General features: G+C 45.7%; 19 protein-coding genes. 8 read left to right on the top strand and 11 right to left on the bottom strand.

All coding sequences use genetic code 11. From position 1 onward, the window contains the following. Window positions 1-510: 510 nt before the first annotated feature. Window positions 511-666, top strand: coding sequence for a hypothetical protein (locus NSU00_RS04765; RefSeq protein WP_013858824.1), 156 nt, complete (start codon window positions 511-513; stop codon window positions 664-666). A gap of 218 nt (window positions 667-884) precedes the next feature. Continuing rightward, window positions 885-1,091 carry a hypothetical protein gene (locus NSU00_RS04760; RefSeq protein ID WP_340703494.1) on the top strand — a complete coding sequence of 69 codons (207 nt, stop codon included), beginning with the start codon at window positions 885-887 and terminating at the stop codon, window positions 1,089-1,091. Window positions 1,092-1,103: 12 nt separating this feature from the next. Here the strand turns inward: NSU00_RS04760 and NSU00_RS04755 are convergent, their stop codons facing one another. Next, window positions 1,104-1,262 (bottom strand): hypothetical protein, encoded by a 159-nt coding sequence (locus tag NSU00_RS04755; RefSeq protein WP_019721857.1) that lies wholly within the window; start codon window positions 1,260-1,262, stop codon window positions 1,104-1,106. A 15-nt stretch (window positions 1,263-1,277) separates the two neighbouring features. Further along, entirely contained in the window at window positions 1,278-1,439 is a 162-nt protein-coding gene (locus tag NSU00_RS04750) for a hypothetical protein (protein WP_225620978.1), read from the bottom strand. A 779-nt stretch (window positions 1,440-2,218) separates the two neighbouring features. Here NSU00_RS04750 and NSU00_RS04745 point away from each other — a divergent pair. The 4 genes from NSU00_RS04745 (at window position 2,219) to NSU00_RS04730 (ending at window position 5,769) form a co-directional block, all read left to right on the top strand. Then, a complete protein-coding gene (locus tag NSU00_RS04745) occupies window positions 2,219-2,422 on the top strand; it encodes a hypothetical protein (protein WP_014095695.1) in 204 nt (67 codons plus the stop codon). A 237-nt stretch (window positions 2,423-2,659) separates the two neighbouring features. Beyond that, complete coding sequence (locus tag NSU00_RS04740) at window positions 2,660-2,782, top strand: hypothetical protein (RefSeq protein ID WP_019721854.1); 123 nt, start codon at window positions 2,660-2,662, stop codon at window positions 2,780-2,782. Window positions 2,783-3,197: 415 nt separating this feature from the next. Next, window positions 3,198-4,613 carry an ISLre2 family transposase gene (locus tag NSU00_RS04735; protein ID WP_265115626.1) on the top strand — a complete coding sequence of 472 codons (1,416 nt, stop codon included), beginning with the start codon at window positions 3,198-3,200 and terminating at the stop codon, window positions 4,611-4,613. A 424-nt stretch (window positions 4,614-5,037) separates the two neighbouring features. After that, window positions 5,038-5,769 (top strand): alpha/beta hydrolase, encoded by a 732-nt coding sequence (locus NSU00_RS04730; protein WP_061565367.1) that lies wholly within the window; start codon window positions 5,038-5,040, stop codon window positions 5,767-5,769. A gap of 211 nt (window positions 5,770-5,980) precedes the next feature. On the opposite strand, the gene NSU00_RS04725 is transcribed toward NSU00_RS04730, so the two are convergent. Then, window positions 5,981-7,204, bottom strand: coding sequence for an IS110 family transposase (locus NSU00_RS04725; RefSeq protein ID WP_237349286.1), 1,224 nt, complete (start codon window positions 7,202-7,204; stop codon window positions 5,981-5,983). 410 nt (window positions 7,205-7,614) lie between these two features. On the opposite strand from NSU00_RS04725, the gene NSU00_RS04720 reads away from it, so the two are divergent. Both NSU00_RS04720 and NSU00_RS04715 read left to right on the top strand, forming a co-directional pair. Then, a complete protein-coding gene (locus NSU00_RS04720) occupies window positions 7,615-8,127 on the top strand; it encodes a 2'-5' RNA ligase family protein (RefSeq protein WP_017554210.1) in 513 nt (170 codons plus the stop codon). Between the two features lie 5 nt (window positions 8,128-8,132). Continuing rightward, complete coding sequence (locus NSU00_RS04715; RefSeq protein WP_258921761.1) at window positions 8,133-8,561, top strand: GNAT family N-acetyltransferase; 429 nt, start codon at window positions 8,133-8,135, stop codon at window positions 8,559-8,561. A gap of 176 nt (window positions 8,562-8,737) precedes the next feature. Here the strand turns inward: NSU00_RS04715 and NSU00_RS04710 are convergent, their stop codons facing one another. The 8 genes from NSU00_RS04710 to NSU00_RS04675 all read right to left on the bottom strand — a co-directional run bounded on the left by NSU00_RS04710 (window position 8,738) and on the right by NSU00_RS04675 (window position 14,065). Next, window positions 8,738-8,992 carry a hypothetical protein gene (locus NSU00_RS04710; RefSeq protein WP_014095700.1) on the bottom strand — a complete coding sequence of 85 codons (255 nt, stop codon included), beginning with the start codon at window positions 8,990-8,992 and terminating at the stop codon, window positions 8,738-8,740. 101 nt (window positions 8,993-9,093) lie between these two features. Further along, a complete protein-coding gene (locus tag NSU00_RS04705) occupies window positions 9,094-9,351 on the bottom strand; it encodes a stage VI sporulation protein F (protein ID WP_014095701.1) in 258 nt (85 codons plus the stop codon). Between the two features lie 1,470 nt (window positions 9,352-10,821). After that, window positions 10,822-10,956: a YjcZ family sporulation protein gene (locus NSU00_RS04700; protein WP_013858813.1), complete on the bottom strand. Its 135-nt coding sequence runs from the start codon at window positions 10,954-10,956 to the stop codon at window positions 10,822-10,824. 84 nt (window positions 10,957-11,040) lie between these two features. Next, complete coding sequence (gene spoVAE, locus NSU00_RS04695; RefSeq protein WP_017551779.1) at window positions 11,041-11,397, bottom strand: stage V sporulation protein AE; 357 nt, start codon at window positions 11,395-11,397, stop codon at window positions 11,041-11,043. 17 nt (window positions 11,398-11,414) lie between these two features. Further along, entirely contained in the window at window positions 11,415-12,425 is a 1,011-nt protein-coding gene (spoVAD, locus tag NSU00_RS04690; protein ID WP_328013564.1) for a stage V sporulation protein AD, read from the bottom strand. Further along, complete coding sequence (spoVAC, locus tag NSU00_RS04685; protein ID WP_071451811.1) at window positions 12,425-12,901, bottom strand: stage V sporulation protein AC; 477 nt, start codon at window positions 12,899-12,901, stop codon at window positions 12,425-12,427. The genes spoVAD and spoVAC overlap by 1 nt, the downstream gene beginning before the upstream one ends. A gap of 16 nt (window positions 12,902-12,917) precedes the next feature. Continuing rightward, window positions 12,918-13,382 carry a sporulation protein gene (locus NSU00_RS04680; protein WP_013858809.1) on the bottom strand — a complete coding sequence of 155 codons (465 nt, stop codon included), beginning with the start codon at window positions 13,380-13,382 and terminating at the stop codon, window positions 12,918-12,920. A gap of 326 nt (window positions 13,383-13,708) precedes the next feature. Continuing rightward, window positions 13,709-14,065 carry a DUF1360 domain-containing protein gene (locus NSU00_RS04675; RefSeq protein ID WP_340703493.1) on the bottom strand — a complete coding sequence of 119 codons (357 nt, stop codon included), beginning with the start codon at window positions 14,063-14,065 and terminating at the stop codon, window positions 13,709-13,711. Window positions 14,066-14,210: the final 145 nt, after the last annotated feature.

Raw genomic sequence — 14,210 nt, 5'->3', positions numbered from 1 at the left:
AAAGCAACAAACCCTTAAGTTTCTAGATACCCCCCTTAATGTCTAGAAAAAACTCCCCTTAAAAACCGGCATTGTGCCGGTTTTTTTTCGCAATAAAGCCGGCGCAATCAGATGCCCCGGCCCGTAAACCTGCTTTATATCTCCTCGTCGTCCTCTTCATCCCAGCCGTCTTCCAAATTTTCATCGTCCAGATCCCAATCTTCCCAATCCCCTGCTGTGTCCAGTTTGAACAAATCTAACAGGCGCTTGAACATTTGCGGTGTCTCCCTTCTTTTTCCTTATAGGATTTACAGGTTAAAACCAATTTATACGGTATAAGAAAGAGGTCGGGCAAAAAAATATACATAGAAGCAAACCCGGGGGTGACGATATGGAAACCTGGTTTTATCTCCATGTGATTAACACGTTATACTTTGTATTTTTTATGTTTGTAGTGCCGCCTGCCATCGCAGCCATGTTTTGCAGGCCCGAAATCAAAAAATATTTGGAAAAGAGGAAAGAAGGAAAGCCATGAAAAACGATGGTAAAAGAACTTCTGAAGGGTTAAACGAATGGTTTGAAATGATCAACGCAAAAGGGGATAAAGGAGAAATCGCGCAGATCGTGGAAAAATACAAGGCACAGGCCGGGGACAGCAACGATGCTGCCCCTCAAGACAAGGAGTAGGATTTCAACAAAAATCGACAATTCTCATCAAAAACTTATTTTTCTTTCATGATCTTTTAGGAAAAAACCCGTACTATTATACCTGTAGCAAGGACAAGTTACAAAACCCTATACCAACTAGACAACCCCCCCCTTTTTGTTGTCTAGCAATACCCCCTTAAAGACCGGCTTTTGCCGGTCTTTTTATTTTTGGCTACAATCAAAATGAAACGAAGGGAGTGAGAACCATTAAAGCGGTGGTGAAGTTTTGCCTGACTCTCGTATTGGCGTATTTGATCAACCAACTGATATCCCGGTTGTTTGCCTACTATCTCCCGGACGAAGGCGCTGGCGCGATCTTTATCCCGATTCTGATCTTTTCATTCGATCTGTTAGCCGGATATGTCATTACATGCTATATTTTTAAGATTGCTGCAAAAAAATAGTCCGGGGCACCGTTATTCGGCATCCCGGACAAGGACATAGCGATCTTCAATCGTTTTCGGCGATACCAGATTGCCGGTGCCGAGCATAATGCTTTCGTTTTGGACTGCGACCACCATGGCAAGTGTTTCATGCTGCTTTTCTTTATATACTTGTCCGATTTTGATTTCCATGGAGCCCCACCTCTATTACAAGTGCGTACGGCGTTTTTTCTGTTCTTGTATCACTTTATTCCGCTCGCCGCCGTCTGAAAGTTCTTCGTATTGAAATTCTGTCTCATCGCTTTGTGCTGCAAGCAAATCAGCGGACGCCTGATGGTTGTTTGGTGCCGCTTGTTCATTCCATTTCACACGGATCGCCTCCTTTCTTTTAATATGCGTCCGCTTCCGAAAAAAATGCGCGCCGGATTGCCGTTTCCATTTTTTGTGGAAAACAGCGTCCCTGGCTTTTTGGAGGATTCTCCTCAGCATGCGGCCGGGTATTACATATTCCTGCAGCTAAATAGGGCTTGCTGAACGAATTAGAATTTGGCATTTTATGGATTTGACAGACCAAGTGGACGCACAACTCCTGTATTGTCCCCGCAGCCATGCCTAACGTCGCTGTAGCAAGGGGGGTGATAAATGAGTCCCCCAAAAATTGGATGTGGGGGTTAAAAGATGGATTTTTGAAGTTTTTAAAAACGGCTCAAAAAGATTTTATCTTATTGAGGGTGGAATACCAGAAAATGATGGACGATACCCGTTAGAAAAAGTGACATTGAAAAAATAACTGATGTGTCCCCTAAATAAACCGAATTGACAGCAAGATATTTCCTCTAATCAGGTTGCTTTTTATTTTGGCGGAATGGGGATGCGGACTCTCTTTATCTCACCCTGATCAAGGCGTTAAAAAGAGTCTTTATGTTTAAAGGCGTTAAAAAACAATCGTGAAATAAAAGCTGCTGCAACCAAAAAGCAGAGGAATGATTATAACGTAATCGGTCAATCTCACCTTATAAAAATGGTCATGATTTAGAAGGATTTAATGACGAGGAGCAAGAAGTATTATTTAAACGTAATACAGCTTATAAAATCTTATCCAGTCAATTTATGAATGGTAGAGTTATATTCGAATTGGAGGAAATCCTATGGATAAAAATAATAAACCATATTCCGACCGTCGTTGGACGGATCCAATTGGAATAACAGAAGATGGGGAAATCAGCGCTATTTCCATAGGAACCAAACATTATGCATCAGAAGAAGAAAGACAAAGAGATATCGAAGAAGGTAAGAAGATTCGAAAAGAATTTTTGAAAATGCTAAAAGAACGCCATAAAAACAATAAATAGAATTTGTCGTTGGAATATTATGATCCATTCCATGGATTCCAACGACATATTAAAAACCAAAATTACTTTTAAAGAATATATATCTTTGAAGGATAGAATGATGCTGCCCAATCGGTAGAGATTTGAAAGGAATTAATGATCAGGAGGCCGAAGTATTTTTTAAGAGGTAGTCAATTTAAAATCTTAAATCAAAAGTTTCAATCCGGTAAAATTTTGTTTGAGTTGGAGGAAATGTAAATGAGCAGCAAAAAACTATTTTCTGACAAACGATGGACAGAACCACCAGGAATGACATCCGATGGTAAATTCACTGCTATTGTAAGCGGAACTAAGCATTATGTTTCTGAAGAAGAACGATAGAAAGATATTGAAACGACAAGACTTATACGCAAAATGTTGAAAAAGAGAATGAAGGAAAACAATAAAAATTTTTAAGTAGGGCTTACTGAATAAGCAAAATTCCTAGATTTGGCAAGGATGCAGACAGGTTCGGCAAAAAATTAATGAGAATTTTTCTTCATATAAAATGAGCTTCGTTTTTCCCACCCGAATGGATATCGCATTCAAATTTAGGATCGCCCCCACGTCTTCATTTTTCCAAATTTATCCATGATGTAACCAGCTCTCTTCATCAAAGACGCTTGCTTTATCTATTTCAGGCGTTGCGTATGTGTAAAATTTTACTCGAAGGGCAGATGAGTGGAAAAAAATGGGAAGACGCTCTATCATTTAAATGTACGCTTGTGGGCGAATACATTTAGAAAGAGGTCTTCCTATGGATATTATATCAATAATTGCTAGATTATTAAAGGATACAAAAAGTCTTATTGAATTTGAAGAACAAGTTAAAATTCTGATCCAGAATGCCTTTACGCAATGGGTTGGGGAAATATTTGAGACGTTAGATAAAACAATTAAGCAAAAAAAGCTGGAGGATGGCTGGGAGTACTGCCGGAGTGATAACAGAAGCATTCAGTTTTTATTTGGAAATGTGACCTTTAAACGTTCACTAATGCATGACCAGAAAGGGAATTCACATTATCCTCTGGATGAATGGTTAGGGCTTTTACCATACCAACGATACAGCCCGTTAGTGGAGTTAAAGGTGGCAGAGTTGGCAAGTGAGAACACCTATCGGGAGGTAGCTGATATTTTAAAAGAATGGACAGCAGTGAGCCTTAGTCACACAACTGTAGGGAACATGGTGAAACACGTAGGGAAAACGCAAGCTGAAGCCGACAAGGCACTTGTAGAAGAGCTAGAAATAGCTGATTCACTACCTGAGGGAAAGAAGGTAGATTACCTGTTTTCCGAAGCTGATGGTATATTCGTCCGGGGACTAGAAAAGAAACAGGGTTTGGAAGTCCACCACGCCATTCTCTATGAAGGATGGGAAACCAATGGCAAAAGAGTCTCTCTACACCATCCCGTTGTTATCATGACGACGAAATCCATCCAGACATTTTGGGATGAAGTCCAAGCTGTAGCAGCCAACACCTATTCCCTAGAAAAAGCTCGTGTCATTACAAATAGTGATGGAGGTGCGGGGTACACAGCTGAACGGTTTCAAACAGCATTCTCACAGTCGGAATTTCCGGTGCTCAACCAGCTGGATACCTACCACGTTGCACAAGCCATCGTAAGGACATTCGGGGGCGGAAAGAGCGAGATCAAAGAGCAAATTAGAAAAGCGATTAGAACGCATGACCTAGACCAATTCACATTGTATTTGGATACGCATGAAAGCACATTGACGGATGAAAAGAGCCTTAAGAAAGTCAAGGAGTTTCGTTCGTACATCCTAAAAAACTGGGACCGCATTTTTGACTGGAGGGACAAGGTAGAGAACGTACCGGAAGGTGCGAGAGGCCTGGGGGCAATGGAATCAAATCAAAGGCATATCTCATTCAGAATGAAGAAAAGGGGGATGCATTGGAGTAAAGCTGGCGCCGAAGCCATGGTAAAGGTGAAACAGGGCATGCTTAACGGGACATTGCAGGAAACCTATCTGAAACACCGTTCAAGAAGCGCGAGAAAGCAACGGAGCTTGCAACAATCCATCAGGATGTCTCAACTATTCAAGCAGCCTGTACGCCCGTCAGTGGGCGTAAAGCACGGATCAGTTGCCCTGCATTCAAGCAGTTCATCGGCAATGGGACATTTAAGCAAAATATTAGAGCTTTCGTTTTAAGCTTGGCTCAGTGGGGACTGATCGTTGAGGCGCGCGAAATTTACGAGACTCCTGCGGGAAAAGCGAGCCAGGAGAGACCCCGCAGCGAGGTACGAGCGAGGAGGCTCGCCGGCCGCCCGCGGAAAGCGAGTGAATTTCGCGCGCCTCAACATCCCCGTTATCCATCTTTATACGGAAATATTACATCTTTTCCGAAAATTACACCGAGCAAGTAAAGCACTGTAGCCGAAAGTGTACAAAAAGAGTGTCTTGGAATACCCGATATTTAAACCTTGTCGAGAAAAACTTGACACATACAGGCGTTGCCGGATTCTGGATGTTTTTCGCATAGGCTGGTAAACTGAATTTACAGGCAGCGGGGTGTGTAAATTTTTTCCTAAATGCAGGCGAGGCAACCCCATCTTGAGAAGGAGGTTTTCATCATATGGAAATTGAAAGAGGCACGATTAAAGATATCCCGTTTGAAAGCAGGGAGCTCGGGGAAACGCTCAATCTCTGGGTATACTTGCCGGCGCGTTTTTCCCCGCTTTATCAATATGCCGTATGCATATGCCAGGACGGAAAAGACTTCTTCCAGCTCGGCCGGATTGCACGTGCCGCGGATGAACTGCTTGCAAAAGGCGAAATTGAAAACTTGATTATTGTCGGGATCCCTTATGCGGATATCCCAGACAGGCGCCGGAAATACCATCCTGACGGCGAGCAACATGCCGCTTATATCCGGTTCTTGGCGCATGAACTTGCCCCTTTCCTTGACCGTGAGTTTCCGACTGCACAAATGGCATCGGGCCGGGCGCTGGCAGGAGACTCACTGGCGGCAACCGTCTCGCTCATGGCGGCATTCAAGTACCCCCATACATTTGGAAAAGCCGCATTAATGTCGCCGCTCGTGAATGAAAAAGTGATGGAAGCTGCTAAACAATGTACGGATCCAAAGCTGATGGACATTTACCATATTGCCGGAAAAGAGGAGACGGAAGTAAAAACGACCGACGGCAAGATCCAGAATTTTATCACGCCGAACCGAACCCTGCATCAAATCCTGGAAGAAAAAGGGGTCCCCGGATTTTATGACGAATTTGACGGCGGCCACTCCTGGAAGTACTGGCAAAAAGATTTGCCGCGTGCACTCAGGTACCTGTTTAAAAAAGATTAATTTTCGGCCATTTTTCTGATAAAATTGTATCATAACGGCTTAATATCCAGAAAAAGTCCTACGGTGTGATGTCAAGGGTTAAAAACAAGTGAATTGGAAATTTTGTTGGCTCTATGTCATAAAAATGGCAATACTGAACTAAGCCTCCAGATAATTGGAATAATCTGGAAGTTTTCAAGTTCAGGCTATCGATGATGGTTACCTGGTTACCTCATCGCGTCACCTTCTTTTTCGGCGCATAAATTTGATCGTTGCGGAGCAGCGCATCGATCAGGCGCACCAGTTTTCTTGCCGTTAAGACGAGGGCGCGTTTGTGTGAGTGCTTATGCACCTCACGATATTTCTTTTGGTAAAAGGCGCGGTACTCAGGTTCGTGTCGCCGGACCAGATTGGCAGCCTCAACCAGGTAATACCGGAGATAACGATTGCCTGTACGCGCAAGCATTTTGTCATCAGCCTCAAAATCACCCGATTGGTGGCGGGGCCAGAACAATCCGGCAAATTTTGCGATCGCGGCTTGGTCGTCAAAGCGCTCAATGTCGCCGATTTCAGCGAGAATCCCAGCACAGCTCACCGGGCCTATTCCCGGAATGGTCTGGAGGGTATTCGGGATTCCATCAAGAACGCGGGCAATCGCCTTATCCAAATCCTTGATTTGGCGTTTAAGATGCCGGATGATCTCAATAGAACTGCCCAGGACCAAGTCAATCGAATCCTCCACACATTTAGAAAGCCGGTAAGAGGACCGGGCAGCTTTTTGGATGGATGCGGCCAAATCCTCGGGATCGCTAAAGCGGCCATGGCCTTTGGTCTGGAGATACATCGCTAAGTCCTCCAGAGGCATTTGGGCAATTTCATCGAGGCTATAGGCCTCAAGCAAAAATTCCGTTATGGCATGGCCGAAGACCGATGTATCCACTTCAAGGTTAAAGGCACTGAATTTGAAAAACAGATGATTCAAAAATACCTGTTGTTCCCGGGTTAAACTTTGAATCAGGTGATAGCGCATCCGTGTTAACCGTTGAAGGGCAAGGTATTGTTCTGACTGAATCACGGATTTCGGCAATCTCCCGAAACGCAAGCGGTCCGCAATTACCCAGGCATCTTTGGGATCGGTCTTGTCCATCTCGGCATAAGCCTTTTTGAAATTTCTCACCAGCTTCGGATTCAGGGTAAACACCTTTGTACGACGCTGTTTCAGCTCGGGATCTTCATGGAAAAACATTGCCGGGTGCCAACTATACACAGATGTGGCCTCCATGGCGATCTGGATGGTGTCATCCGCCTCCGCATGTTGGAGGATGGTGTCTCTTAACTCAGAGGCACCGGGAAGATTGTTTGTCACCGTTTGGGTGGCCAACGTTTCCCCCATTCCATCCATCAGGCAGGCATCGAGGTTTTTGGAGCTCACGTCAATACCGACAAATAAGGGCATATGATTTCCTCCTCTCTGTATTGGGATCGATGGAATCGGACGCTTCGGGATATCCCCAGATGGCTTGCCGATCTGTCAGCCTCGCGTATGAGAACTCATCCGGGCCGTGGGCTGCCTGGAACTGCTCATTTCCAGCACGGAGATCCGGAGGAACGGCCTACGGGTTAGACGTTCAAGCAAGAACCTGGGGATGCAGACTTTTCGAGTAGTCAGGCTACAAGGAGGGGAAGCATTGACCCAAACGATCCTAAGACCATTATCCGGGAACATCGCGAAGCGTCCAAGTCCGAACTTGTATTCCGGGCTCGCCCGGAATACAAAATCTTATATTCACTTGTCAATGAGCAGCAGAATGAACTGGAAATTGACATCCACTTTGGATTTAAACTTATTATACGAGGAGGCATTTTATGAAGTATGCGCTTGTTGTCTTTCCGTCAAAAAAACTGCAGGACCTTGCCAACTCCTACCGGAAACGTTACGACCCGAAGTACGCGCTGATCCCGCCGCATATTACGCTCAAAGCGGCGTTTGAGGCATCCGAAGAAGAGGCGGAAGTTTTTCGCGGGCAACTGAAAGAAATTGCCAAAAAATACAACCCATTTTTGCTGAAAGTGACAAAAGTGAAATCTTTTGAACCCGTCAGCAATACAATTTATTTTAAAGTTGAACCGGCGCCGGAATTGGAAGGGCTTTTCGCAGATTTCAGAGACCGTCTGCCGGGCGGGCCGCCTCCGTACCCGTTTGTGCCGCATATTACCATCGGGCAGGAGTTGTCTAAAGAAGAACATGCCGATGTGTTCCGCCAGCTGGAAATGGTTGGCATTGACCACGAAGAAAAGGTAAACCGGTTCCATCTTTTATATCAGCTTGAAAACGGGATATGGACTGTTTATGAGACCTATCATCTCGGAAAGGACTAACAAATGTGGACGTATTAACTGTAAAAAATGAAGAACAACTGGAGACGGCTTTTCAAATCCGGAAAAAAGTATTTGTAGAAGAGCAGCACGTCCCGGTTGAAGAAGAAATTGACGCATTGGAACAGGACTGCACGCATTTTCTGCTGTACGATGATGAAGGGAGACCCGCAGGCGCCGGGCGTTTTCGGATGGTGGACGGGTACGGGAAAGTGGAACGCATCTGCATCCTTCCGTCCGTGCGCGGCAAAGGGGCCGGCCGGGAACTGATGCTGGCAATTGAACATTATGCCGCAGAACAAGGCGTGCAAAAATGCAAATTAAACGCACAGACACACGCGATTCCTTTTTACGAAAAACTCGGATACCGTGTTGTTTCCGGTGAATTTCTCGATGCCGGCATTCCGCATAAAGCAATGGAGAAAACGATCAAATAGCATCCGGAAACTGGGGCTGCAGAATCCGTGACAAAGCGGCGAGAAGGAGTTGTGTCTCGCCGCTTTGTCTATAGAATGGCCTTATTTTTTTGCACCAATTTTGTTTATTTTATATAATCGCTTTTTCAACCTTGCTGCTTATCTTGTGAAAAAATCCACAATTCAGCGGGAAAGATTTAAACCGAAAGATCAATATATTGCCCCAGGCCGGTGATTTTTGCGATGATCCGGCTTTTTGCCGGTTTTCTTCCCGGTTGTTCATTTGCTTTAAAATGGTATTCTGTTCCGCCCGTGACGCCGTTTTGCCGCTTAACAGGATAAGCCCTCGAAACGGCATCTGCTTTTTCCACTTCAAGCTGGCGTAAGGACATTCCGTCATAAAGCCGGTACTGGCTTGCCTGATAGTCTGGAATTGGAGCGATCAAACTCATGGCAGTCACCCCTTTAAATGATTTCTATATTCTTTTCCCTCTCTTCTTTCATTTTAAACAGAAAAATGCGGACTTGCATCTGATTTGCAAGCCCGCTTTGGTTACTTTCCGTTGTTCATCATTTTGTTGATCGTGTTAAAATCGAGCTTTTTTCCATCTTTGACAATTGATTCAACAATTTTATCTTCCAGCTCTTTCGGTACCCGTTTGTTTGCAATTTGCGAGACGCGCTGGATGATGCCACGGACGGTATTTTCATCTTTAAAATTCGCGTTCTGCAGGGAATTTGCAAGCTGGAAAATGTCATTCATATTAACGCCTGTCTTCTTTTCGATATTCTTGAAAAACTGATGATCCACCTTCGTCGCTCCTCTCTTCAAGCTGTTTTATCGTATGAAAAAAGAAGCCGGATTGACAGTACAAAAGTGGATTTTCAATTGAAAACGTGTTAGCCGGAATTTTTCATTGCAAAAAAGTGCATTTTCCCGGTGCACAAGCTTGATTTACAGCCAGTGCTTTGATGAAGGACAGTTTGATGTTTCATGGCACTTGTTTTGTCTTTCATCAACCTGGTGAAGGACAGTTTGGCGTTTTTCGGCCTGGGTTTTGTCCTTCATTACCCTGATGAAGGACATTTCTGCATTTCCCGACCTGAGTTTTGTCCTTCATCACCTCGATGAAGGACATTTCGGCGTTATCCGCCCGGTGTTTTGTCTTTCATCACCTCGATGAAAGACAATTTGACTTTGCCAGGCCAGTGTTTTGTCCTTCATCACCTCGATGAAGGACAATTGGGCTTTGCCAGACCTGGGTTTTGTCTTTCATCACCTCGATGAAGGACAATTTGGTATTTTTCAGCCGGTGTTTTGTCCTTCATCATCTCGATGAAGGACATTTCGGCTTTGCCAGGCCTGGGGTTTGTCTTTCATTGAAGTTGCCAAAAGGAAAAACAAGCTGCATCTGGATCCGAAATGTCCTTTTGAAGCCGTCAAAAGGACAAAACACGATGTATCCGGGCCCGAAATGTCCTTTTGTAACCGTCAAAAGGACAAAACACGCTGCATCCGGGCCCGAAATGTCTTTTTGAAGCCGTCAAAAGGACAAAACACGATGTATCCGGGCCCGAAATGTCCTTTTGTAACCGTCAAAAGGACAAAACACGCTGTTTCCGGGTCCGAAATGTCTTTTTGAACCTGCCAAAAGGACAAAACACGTTTCATCCGAGCTCGAAATGTCTTTTTGAAGCCGTCAAAAGGACAAAACACGTTACGTCTGGATCCGAAATGTCCTTTTGAAGCCGTCAAAAGGACAAAACACGCTGCTTCCGGGTCCAAAATGTCTTTTTGAACCTGCCAAAAGGACAAAACACGTTACGTCTGGATCCGAAATGTCCCTTTGAACCTGCCAAAAGGACAAAAAAAGGATCGCGTTTGGGCCCAAATATCCTTTTGAACCTGTCAAAAGGACAAAAGGAGTCGCGACTGGATCAAAATGTCTTTTTGAAGTTGCCACACGGACAAAACAAAACATTACTCCGATGAAGGACAATTTGACGGTTCACTTTTGTCTATCCTGAAAAATATGCGCCAGCTGATTTTCATTCTACTGTTGGTGCGCGTTCACTGCAGCATGGGCGTCTAATTGGATCTTCCAATTAGACAAAACACGCTCGGGTATTGGGGCTTTTGTCCAATTAGAGGCGGCTCGGTCATCGTTCCCTATGAAGAACAGTTCGCCGATTCCCGGCCTCGCATTTTGTGCCCGTTCCCCTCGTACGAGCGTTTTCTCTCCCGCTATAAAAAAAGGCGGGGAATCCTCCCCGCAACTTGTCAGCAGAAGCTTGCACCGACAATAATTAACAGAATGAACAAAACAACGATCAATACAAACGTGCTGCCGTAGCCGTAACCACCGCCGTAACCACCGCCGTAACCGCAGCCGCCGCCATAACCGTATCCAAACATGTTTTTCACCTCACTTCTTGTATTACACTATACAATATGTAAGGTGCAGGCATTCGGTATAGGCGTGTGTCAGGGACGGCATGATTATCCTTTTGGCTTAAAGAGGAGTGAGCCGATAAATCCGAAAATAATCGCAGCCGAAATGCCGGAAGATGTGACTTCAAACATGCCAGTCAATACCCCGACAATGCCGTGCCTTTGCACTTCCTGCATGGCGCCGGTTGCAAGCGAATTGCCAAAACTTGTAATGGGAATGGTTGCCCCGGCACCGGCAAAATTTACAAGCGGTTCATAAAGGCCGAGGCCTGATAAAACCGCGCCGGCCGTCACGAGGACACTCATCGTATGTCCCGGCGATAATTTTGCGACATCAAACAGCAACTGGCCAATCACACAAATCAGCCCGCCAACCACAAAGGCCCAGAAAAACATTGCAAGCATTACGCATCCTTCCTTTCTTACAAATACTCGATGGCGCAGGCGTGCGCGATGCACGGGATGGTTTCGCCCTGCTGATAAGACAAAGGCGACAATAGTGCGCCGGTTGCGACGAGCAAAATTTTTTGGTATCGGCCTTTTTTCATTTCGTTTAGCAAATGGCCATACAGGACAATCGCTGAACATCCGGCACCGCTTGCCCCGGCCTGGACGGGCTGGGACTTGTCATATACCATCAGGCCGCAATCCTGGAACTGTTCGCTGCGAATGTCAAGATTCTTCTGTTTGAAAAGATCGAGCGCGATGGAACGGCCGATTTTCGCCAAATCGCCGGTCACAATCAAGTCATAGTAAGATGGATCACGGCCGGTTTCCCGGAGATGCTGTTCAATCGTATCGACCGCTGCCGGCGCCATTGCAGCGCCCATATTAAACGGATCGGAAATGCCAAGGTCCAGTACTTTTCCGATCGTGGCCGATGTAATCCGCGGCGCAGGCCCGTTTTCTTCCGTACCGACCACCGCGAATCCCGCCCCTGTCACTGTCCATTGTGCAGTCGGCGGTTTCTGCCCGCCGTATTCGGTCGGATAGCGGAATTGCTTCTCTGTTGTTGCATTGTGGCTCGAAGCCCCTGCCAGCACTTTTTCCGCCCCGCCGTGATTAATGATGAAAGCGGCAAGCGCCAGGCTTTCCATCGAAGTGGCACAGGCGCTAAAAAGGCCCAGGTAAGGAATCGCATTTGTCCTTGCCGCAAAACTTGTCGGCGTGATTTGGTTAATCAAATCACCAGCGAGAAAAAACTGAATATCGGTTTCCTTAAGGTTTCGCTTTTTCAGGGCAATGCTAACTGCTTCCTCGATCAGTTTGCGCTGGGCTTTTTCATATGAATCCTCGCCGATCCACAAATCTTCAAAAAACCGGTCGAAATCGCCTGCTATCCGCCCCTTTTTTTCAAACGGGCCCCCGACAACACCGGTTGAAAGAATGGCCGGACGGTTCGTGAAAGTCCATGTTTGCGATTTTGCGGCCATTACGATCCCCCCCACATCATGACCACGGTCCGAATCAGGACGACAACAAACGCGGAAAACACACCAAATACAATGACGGTGCCGGCCAGTTTGAAGATATTCCCGCCGACGCCAAGCACATAGCCTTCCGTCCGGTGTTCAATCGCAGCGGAAACGACGGAATTGCCAAAGCCCGTTACCGGCACCGCGCTCCCTGCACCGGCGTACTGCCCGATATGGTCATAAATGCCGAAGCCGGTCAACAGCATGGATAAAAACACCATTGTGGCGGTTGTCGGGTTGCCGGCCGTTTTTTCGGTGAAATTAAACATGTATATATAGAAGTAAGTAAGGGCCTGCCCAACCAGACAAAAACAGCCGCCTACCCAAAATGCACGGATGCAGTTTTTTAACACCGGCCTTTTCATCTCATGCTTTTTTTCGAACTGATCATACGCTTTTTGTTCGGGTGTTTTGTTTTGATTTTTGTTTGCCATTGTCTCAGCCCTTTTCCTATGTTAATTCCTGTTTCAGCTTGATGATGTCTTTAAAACGTTTTTTTGCCTTGCCGACTGAAATTCTGTGCTTGTCCATATCTTCCTTGAGGCGGACGGTTTCCAGGAAAATTTTATAGTCGCTGGAAGTGATAAATTTGCGCCCGGGGTAGCGTTTCTTTAAAAAGGCGTTGAGCTGTTTTTCGATTTTCTTCATTTTAAAACGGTGCAGATGCCTGACTTTGTAGGCAACCAATGTTTCTTTCGGCCCTTCAATGATGGCCACATCGTAAATGCTGTCAAAGCCGAGGACATCTTTTTTCAATTGCCCTGAAACGGCCTTATTCCCGGTGTTAGTGAGTCTCACCGGCGACGGTTGTGTTTTTTTCACAAGCGCCATTTTGCTGTCCTTGTGTTCCGGCCCGTTAAAACCGCAGCCGGAGAGCAAACATACTGAAGCTAAAACATACATGATTTTTTTCATACTCATCCCTCTGCGCTTTCAACTTTTACCTCTCTATTTTTCGCGCAAGCGCAGATTTTATAATTAGAAATTCTTGCCGCATCCTGGAAAATGGGGAAAACAAAAGCGGAAGTGCAATCCTGCCTTCCGCCTTAGCTTTATCGCGTTTTTTTGCCACCGCAGCCGCATCCGCCTTTTTTGACTTTTTTCTGGTTGTTTTTATACGCCGGGACGGATGAAGGGGTGACCGGAATTTTGATGCGTGGTTTGCCCATAATCTTACCATCCTTTCCTCAAGATTCGCGCTTCCTTTTTTATCGTATGCGGCATTTTTATGGTTGTTCACTTCATTCGTCCATGATCCGCGAAAGGACGGTCTCGAGGAAGCTTGCCAAGCCGGCGATTGCAAGGATCATGACAACAGGCGATCCGATTTGCGGAAAAAGCACCCAACCCCCGTACAGGATGGCGGCGGACCAGACGCCGGTGCACCAGTGGCAACTTAATAATTCGCCAATCCATTTTCTGATCCCTGTTCCTTTAATTTCAATATATTCCTTTACTGTGCCATCAGGCGCTATTTCTGTTATTTCTTTATGGAACGGTTTTCGTAAAAAGGCCGTAATTTTATCATAAACCAATAAGCGCGTCAGCCTGAAACTGGCCAGTGCAAGCAGGACGAAATCAAGCCAATAGGAAACCATTTCCTGCCTCCTTCCCCGGAAGGATCCGGATGCAAAATGCCCCATGCAAGTTGTTTGCCTATTTTTGCAAAAACGCGGGGACATTCGTAACAAAAAAAGCACCGAGACAATATTCTATAGTGTACTGAAACTAAACCATTGAAGG

Source organism: Weizmannia sp. FSL W8-0401, from assembly GCF_038009125.1.
Taxonomy (GTDB): Bacteria; Bacillota; Bacilli; order Bacillales; family Bacillaceae_C; genus Weizmannia; species Weizmannia coagulans.
Note: the sequence above shows the minus strand (reverse complement) of the source record. Positions and strands in the feature narration are given on the sequence as shown.